Annotated in this window: 5 protein-coding genes; all 5 read right to left on the reverse strand. The window is 33.9% G+C overall.

Annotated elements, in window-relative coordinates:
• Positions 1 to 107 precede the first annotated feature (107 nt).
• Entirely contained in the window at positions 108 to 1,961 is a 1,854-nt protein-coding gene (locus DZ60_RS0121545; protein WP_025744086.1) for a T9SS type A sorting domain-containing protein, read from the reverse strand.
• A gap of 12 nt (positions 1,962 to 1,973) precedes the next feature.
• Complete coding sequence (locus DZ60_RS0121550; protein WP_025744087.1) at positions 1,974 to 5,618, reverse strand: RHS repeat protein; 3,645 nt, start codon at positions 5,616 to 5,618, stop codon at positions 1,974 to 1,976.
• A 3-nt stretch (positions 5,619 to 5,621) separates the two neighbouring features.
• Entirely contained in the window at positions 5,622 to 5,759 is a 138-nt protein-coding gene (locus DZ60_RS25355) for a hypothetical protein (RefSeq protein WP_161634453.1), read from the reverse strand.
• A gap of 5 nt (positions 5,760 to 5,764) precedes the next feature.
• Positions 5,765 to 6,604: a hypothetical protein gene (locus DZ60_RS0121560; RefSeq protein ID WP_025744088.1), complete on the reverse strand. Its 840-nt coding sequence runs from the start codon at positions 6,602 to 6,604 to the stop codon at positions 5,765 to 5,767.
• Between the two features lie 318 nt (positions 6,605 to 6,922).
• Positions 6,923 to 8,029: RHS repeat-associated core domain-containing protein (locus tag DZ60_RS24555; protein WP_152537498.1), on the reverse strand; the 1,107-nt coding region annotated here is incomplete at its 5' end.

Here is an 8,029-nt window from a genome sequence, read left to right on the forward strand (position 1 = left end):
TTTTTTGTAATTGTATTCGTTTGTTGATACTAAATTGCCCTCTGCATCTTTGACAGTCTTCAAGCGCTGAAAACGATCAAAGCCTATTGATTTTGATACATTATTAATTAATGTTTAAATATTTTGGTTGTTTCTATACTACCTTGTCTAGCAATTTGTATGATGTATATTCCTTGTTCTAAATCACTAATATCTGCAGACTCATTGTTTGAATTGATAGTTGTTTGTTTCACCAATTGCCCTGTGAAATCAAAAACCTTGACAGTTGCCTTTTGTATTGGTTCGATATTATTCTCCTGATAAGGTGATTCTGAATTCATCGCTTTTGCACTCGTACTCGTAATCGTTGGTATAGATTCATCATTAAACCTAATAAGAGAAGGAATAACTCCTGGGCCGGTGACTTCTATATAGTCAATATTGGCTAATCCCTCGCTTTGATTTGCTTCTAAACGAATATTCTTGATTCCGGATTCGACATTAGACACCGTTACCGAGGTTGTTGCCCACTTATCCCAGCTTCCAGTACCATAAAAATTTCGAGTGGATACTGCTCTACCATTAATGTACACTAAAGCACTGCGGTTGGTTGAAGTGCCATTGGCAAATTTCCATCTAAACGTATATGTTCCTGCAGCTCCATTGACGTTCCAAATAATCCCTTTCGCGTTTTCATTGGCCGTATTGCAAAAACCATAACCAGAACGCGTATCGTCTTTTTCGATGGCTCCTCCAGTTCCTATATCATAAAAACCCATTTCTAGTTCATCAATAATGATTTTTTTGATGGTATTATCAGTAACAATAGTATTAAAATCTGTTAGCTTGATACTGTTGTTTCCTGTATTTGAATTAGTAATGGAGTCTTTTTGTGCGACGCTTTTTTTAACTCCATAAGTAGATGTGGTGCCTCCTTTTACATGAATATTTTCAGAATAGGCAATTAGTATGCACTCAGAACTCGTATTTTTAATATCGACATAATCAACTTCACAATTAGAGCTAGAAACACTTGAGAAACCTTTACCAGAATTTCTTGAGTATACTCCTTTGCATGTGGTGGTTCCATTTCCATTAGCAACTCTGAAAGTGGAGTAATAACCCTCATTGTGGTCTCCTGTGTACTTTTCATTTAAACAATTTTTGTAACCAGTAATAACTCCAACTTCACAATGTATAGAGTTATTAAGGAGTACTCCACAGCCTCCTGTATTCGTAACTATTACATCATCAATTTTAACAGTATCAATTCCAAATGTTTCAATTCCGTGAGTATTTGTGCCATTGATATTGATAACCCCATTAATGGTAAGATTCTCATATTTCGGTAGATCTTTACCTTGTTTATCTGCTTGATTATCGACCCTAATTCCGATTCCTGCTCCGTTATCCGACCAAGATAAACCATAACTCAAATCCATTGTGATATTAGAAATAGTAATGTCATTGGAGTTTCGAAACCAAATAGCATAACGTGGATCTCCTTCTATTTTTAAATTTTTAATCGTGACATTGTCTTTTCTATACGCATGAATGCCACAAATGGATTTGTCTGCTGTTGTATTGTTTATGATAATCGTACTGTTTTTTGAATACTCATAATTCCTAAAATCTAGTGTCTGACCAGATTTTGGTGTTATAGCATAGACCGCTCTATATGCAGGATACACTCTTGGCTCAGTAGAATTCCTTCTGTAAGCAGTCCCTGAATTTTTTATATTAATATATGCACCATTATCTGCTCTCTCGCAAGCATTATTGATGGCATCAAACATATGCGTATAGATTTCTTGAACTGAATTTACTTCGGATACCCATTCGCTATTACTATTTAAGTAAACCGTATTCTGAGCTTTAGTTGTTATTGAAAAAAAGGTAATGATAAAAATAGCTACTAGTTGTAGCGTTTTTTGCTCTGTAGTTTTAAATATAGAGAACGAATTTGTAGTTGTGTTTTTCATATTGATTGTGTACTAATCTTTATAATTATATTCATTACTCGACACCAAATTACCATCTGAATCTTTTACAGTTTCCAAGCGCTGAAAACCATCATATTCATAATAGGTAGTGTACCCTCTTGTATCTGTGATGCTTGTCACGCCGACTAAAGGGTCGTAGGTATAGGTTGTGATCTGTGAATCTTCAAAATAAGCGTCCCCTCGAAGCTCTTGTAACTTATTTTTAAGGGCAGTTTCAGAGGTTTTGTCAACATCATTATTAGATAACGACATTGCTGTATTTATTAAACTTTGAGCAGAACTCGATATCCCCTCATAAGTAGCATTATCTATTTTTGCTATAGGATATTGCTCATTATAACCCCAGATGTATATGGTATGTGGCCCATTGGGTTTTGAAATTTCCAAAGGATTATTATTATCCGTATAGCTATGAAATATGATTTTTTCTTCAACGTTTTCTCCATCAAAAGCTGTAGCAACAGAAGCGGGAAGGGTTACCCCATTTTCTGTGCTAAAATTAGTACGATTAACCGAGGTTAAAACATTATTTACAAAGGTTTCTTTTTGGACGGGTTGTCCTATTCGGTGTTCAATTGCATCTTTTTTTAGACGCTGAATAGCCGAATATTCTGATGTAGATAAATTACCTCCTTCTAAACCTGTTGTATTTTCAATATCATCTGGGTAATAGGTTTTGTTTCTGATAGATACTCCTTTACTATTAATGGTTACAACACTTGTTGGTGTCGTTGGAATATTTGGATTATCATATACATAATTAGTGGTTGTAGTTACTGGATTTAAACCATCAGTATCATATATCGTTATAGCCTCAGATATTTTTTGGGTTAGGTGTGAATAATAGGGATAAAAAAGAAAGTAATCACCTTCGCATGGATCAATAATTGTTGATGAACCCAAAGGACCGGCGCCTGCTCCCGTATAATATTCTACCAAATATGGATTCGTATTTAGTACATTCAGTAGATATCCTCCTAAAATAAAATTCGTATTTAAGTAAACGTGATACAACTCAAAATCAGATGCATTGATACCATTAATAACATATTCATACTGTTCTTTGTATTGCAAAACAAAACCTTCATTTATACCTGACTTATAATATTGTTTTTCATACAATAGTCCATTGATTGGGTTTCTATTGGGTGCAAACTGTTCAAAAGCCTCTTCATATTGAGCTTGGGGATAAAATGCATCTTGTTCGTTATCTATATCATTATGATATTTATAAACCGTTTTTCCATTTTTACTAGTATTATTTATAGAGACATGCGATTCTGACACCTGACTATAACCTACATAACTACCTTGAAATGGACTTACAGCTGGTTGAGATGAAGCTCTTGCCACGGGGCTTACATACTTATAAAAAGTGGCATAAGCAGGTTCTAAGGGAGTCCCAAAATTATTGCTCGATGAATACTGTAAATATTGATAGGTAGAAAAATCAGGGAACTTTATTGTTTTACCATAGCTTTTTTCCTCACCATCTTCAGTATAATGATAATCAAACTCTCTTTTCAAAGAAATTTCATTTTCACTATTATAATCCGATATACTTTTAACTCGTAATCCACCACCACTATTAATAGATGGTAAAGAAGGATTATCTACTTGTGTTTCGATCCATTCGATGGATATTGTAGCTTGTGAACGAAAACTTGTGTCTTCAAAAGCGTAACACCTCAAAGTATATTCTTCTCCCTTTTCGAGTAGTACATTATCTTCTGCGCTAAAGCCTGTAACCGATGATTGTTCAACACCTTCGTCATATTCACCATACTTATCATAGTATAATTGTTTAAAAGAATACAGTCTAGACCCTTCTACTCTTTTTCCATCGCTATCTATTATTTCGGCATAAACATCTTGAGGGGTTACATAATAAAACCCTTTTGAGGATTGTTTAAATACCGCACAATCAAAATTTATTCTTGCTACTACCTCATCATCATTTACAGTAAATGTTTCTTGCTTCAGATCGGAGTCTGTTAAGCTGCAAAAAACTTTTTCTTTCCTAGTATTCTCCTCTGTAGGAAAAATATATCCTGAATCATTAATATCTCCATAAAAGGTATTTGATTCATAATCAAATGTTGTAGAACCTTTAGTTGGATACTGTATTGTTTTTAAAAGAAACGTTTTTGCATAATCTTCATTTGGCGCTCTATTGGCCAAATCATAACTTTGGTAGTCTAATGTTAAATTCCCCACATATGGAACAAAAATTTTAGTATCCATAAATGTAGGAATGAAAGTTTTAGAATTTGTTTGTCCATTATAAAAACCCCAATAATCTTGAGAAAAAGAGGTCTTTGATGGGGTCGAATTAATTGTATTTGTTTCAAAATAGTCGAACGTGTATTCTTTGATACTGTTTTCAATTACTTTATCTAATTTTAAGCGTAAAAAAGGATGACTATCAGAGAATGTTAAATAATAATAATCATTACTTGAAGTAGGTTTCATTAAATCTTTATTATAACTCTCTTTACCAAAATAAGAGTATTCAAAATCGAAGTTTTTTATTTTCTGATTGCCTGTTTTATTATAAACCTCTATTGATTTTAGGAAATATGCTTTATTAATATCTTTTCGTTCAAGGTTTCCTGAATAATTGAAATCAATTTTTTCTTTATTGGATTCAATTTTGGTTAAATATTTGGAATATATAATAACCTCTTCTGAAGCATTATTTACCAATCCTGGTGAACCCCCATAAAAATTAGGATAAAATGATTGACTGAATGAAGGCAATAATCTATTGTCAGACTCTAATCCATATGTAAAAGTTACTATTTGCCCTTTGGTATCCGTAATTTTAGATAGTAACCATGATGAAATATAATTTGATCTTGTCCATGGTGCACGTTTTAAAAAAGCATATCCTATCTCCTTTTCTATAAATTCATATTTTATTCCGTCTGATGTAATTATTTCGAATCCAGATCCAAACCCTATCATATTAATTTTTAAACCATTGTTTTGATCCGTAATTATATGATCTCCATCCTGATTCATCCAAAACTTCCCAGAATACCCATTAAAGTTAAAATAAAAGGTATCTGGAGACCAATCGTCTGCTCCGGCTCCTGTATCAATATCATTTGCATGCATTTCTGGGTAGAATTTTTCTTCTCCATTTACCAAAAAATAACAATCTGATGACCTTTCGATATATCGTTGTGCAATTTTACCATCGATTAAAGGTGCATCGGGCATACGGGCACTAGGAAAATTATTCACCTCAGAAGCTTCAGAAGCCGCCTCAGAAGGTGATATTAAATATCCCCCTTCGAAATCATCAATATTACTTATTGACCTCGTAATCATACCTCCTGCATTGAGGCTCCACCCAAGCCCTACAGATCCTGATTCTTCAGATACTTGAATCCCTCCAGAGTGATAGCTAAGATTTATATTCATCTCTACATCAAGACCATTCATATCATATAAAGGAATATTAATACTTGGTATTCCTGTATAGTAACTTACAGGAGTGGCTACATATTTATATAAGCCTGCTACATCTGGTGAAGCTGGTAAAATATATGGTGGTGTATACTCGTCATCTTGTCCAAAACAAAAACCAACCACAAAAATCAAAATAATCGATAAAAAAATATTTTTCATAATCTATTGTTTTAATTGCGCCTCTAACTTTTCTAGACGTTCTACCAATTTTTTATTAAATTTCTTTTGAGTATCATATTGCTCTTGCAATTCTTCCATTTCCTCTAATTTCTCTTCCTTATTAATTCCATACAATGCCAACTCTTCTATTTTCTGTAATAGTCTCTTGGATCTGTTATGCTGGTTGCGCCAACTAATGGGTCGTAGGTATAGTCAAAAGGTCTGCTATACTCTGTAGCGTTTATTACACCGAACTTGTATTGTGTCGCGTTATCGGCTATCAAAGTAAACTCGTCAAAAGAAATATCATTCCTAAAAAAAGCATAGTCGTCATCTATGGCTATATTTTTTAAATCTTCTTTGGTCAGGAAACCTCCGTTATCTTCATCAAAAACTACCGTAAAATTATGATCTGATTTTACCTCCCATTTTCCTTTAGGACTTAAATAAAAACTGCCCGAATATCCCAAAAAATCAAAATGAAAATCGTCTGGCAGGCTGTCCTGAGCGGTTGCAATTCTTTGGACCATATTATCAAACATGAACTGAGATGAATCCCAATCCTCTATCGACAAAGAAGCAAAATGATTGTCAAGATAAAATCCATGAGTATGTTGATCGAATACAGATTCTTTGCAAGCTTCTATACAGGTATTTTCATCCGCAATACCATTAACTACTCTTGTAATAGCGCCTCCTTTAGATAAACTCCAAACCAAACCTATACTTCCCAGTTGCGTATCTTGTTTCATACTACCTATATGATCATCAAGAGAAATCGGCACTTTTAGATCAGCACTATGAACCGTATGGATCGGAATATTCACAGTAGGACCCCCTATAAAATTATTTGCTAGGATATTACCGAACAAACCCAGAAAACTCACGTTTGGCGTAGGACGATTTAAGGCTTCTGTTGTGCTTTGTGCAAATAAGCTTATAACCGATAGCACCAAAAAAATGCCTCCTACTATAATCGTTTTCATAATTATGATTTGTGTGTTTAATACATTACCATTTCTGATCTAGAAGAACTGGTATTATTTGGTGAGATACCTTAATCCCCTTTAGTAAAAGTAGTCCCCCATTTACTAGATGCAGTTTTAAAAAAATATAACAAGGGTCTGAAGAAGAAATAGGCATTTTCTGGGCTAAAACGGAATACAACCAAAAAACGCTTCATAAAAAAACCAGTTACATGATTGTAACTGGTTTCTTGCTATTTATTCTCTTGCTCATATACAGCACTTAACATGTTTTTGTGTCATCTGGAGCCCTTCGCTTAGTAAAATGAAATTATTAGCCTACTTAATTATTATAATTGCTCCGGCTTTAATACTATTAGGAGTCTTAATATTATTTAATCTAACAAGACTTCCAACTGTTGTATTGTTAGCTCTTGCTATTTTTGTCAAATTATCTCCATTTCTAATAGTATAATTTCTACTATTTACACTTTGGTTCATAGCCTCTGTGGCTCTCATTTTAGCACTTCTTGCAGCGCTTATCATTGATCCAAAATTATATTTAGGGTCACCTGATTTTATTTTAGGGTTAAACATATCCATTTTACCTGATTTCTCATCAGAACTACCTCTTGCTCGCCCAATAGAAAAACCTATACTATTGTCACTATCATGTTGCTGGCTCATCGTCGATGTTAAAATAGCATCAATATACTCTGCAATTGTTTTTTTCCCTTTATTATACCCAAATTTATAACCTCTCCTAAAACCTCTATCATGACCTTCAGAAAATGGATATTCTCCAGCATGGGCCTCTTCTGAAATATTTTCAAGATTATACCCATGTTTTTCTCCAATGGCAGCATTCGTTTCTGCACTTTGGTTATCATTGGTTACGTTCTCTTCTATTAAATCTTTTATAAGGGCTTTTTCTTTTCCTTTCTCAACAACATAAACTGCGTCACTACCATCTTCTATTTCTGCAATCTTTTTCCCATTTTCGTCTATATAAATCGTATCTGGACTTTCACCATTTCTTTCCTGAAAGAAAACCGGATTATTTGCAGCATAAGCATATGTGGATTGAGATATGTAATCTTCTGTAAGTGGGTCTACCTGAACAAATCTACCAATGGCTGCGTCGTAGTTTCTTGCTCCAAAATCTAACCATTCTAATCCGATCTCATCTACTTCCTCTTTGCCATTATAACCAAAAGGGTATTTACTCCCTACGATAGTAGTATTATATCCCTTATGTTGTAATCCAAATGGGTAATAGTTCTTCTCCTCCTTGATCTCACTTACTGCAATATTACCGTCATCATTAGTATCACTATATGCAACCCGTATATTACCCAAGTGATCTTTATGCTGATACACATAGTCAAACCCTTCACTTAAATTACTCAAATTTTTAGGCTCCAAATATCCCTCTGCATGATTGAT

The organism is Aquimarina pacifica (assembly GCF_000520955.1).
GTDB lineage: Bacteria > Bacteroidota > Bacteroidia > Flavobacteriales > Flavobacteriaceae > Aquimarina > Aquimarina pacifica.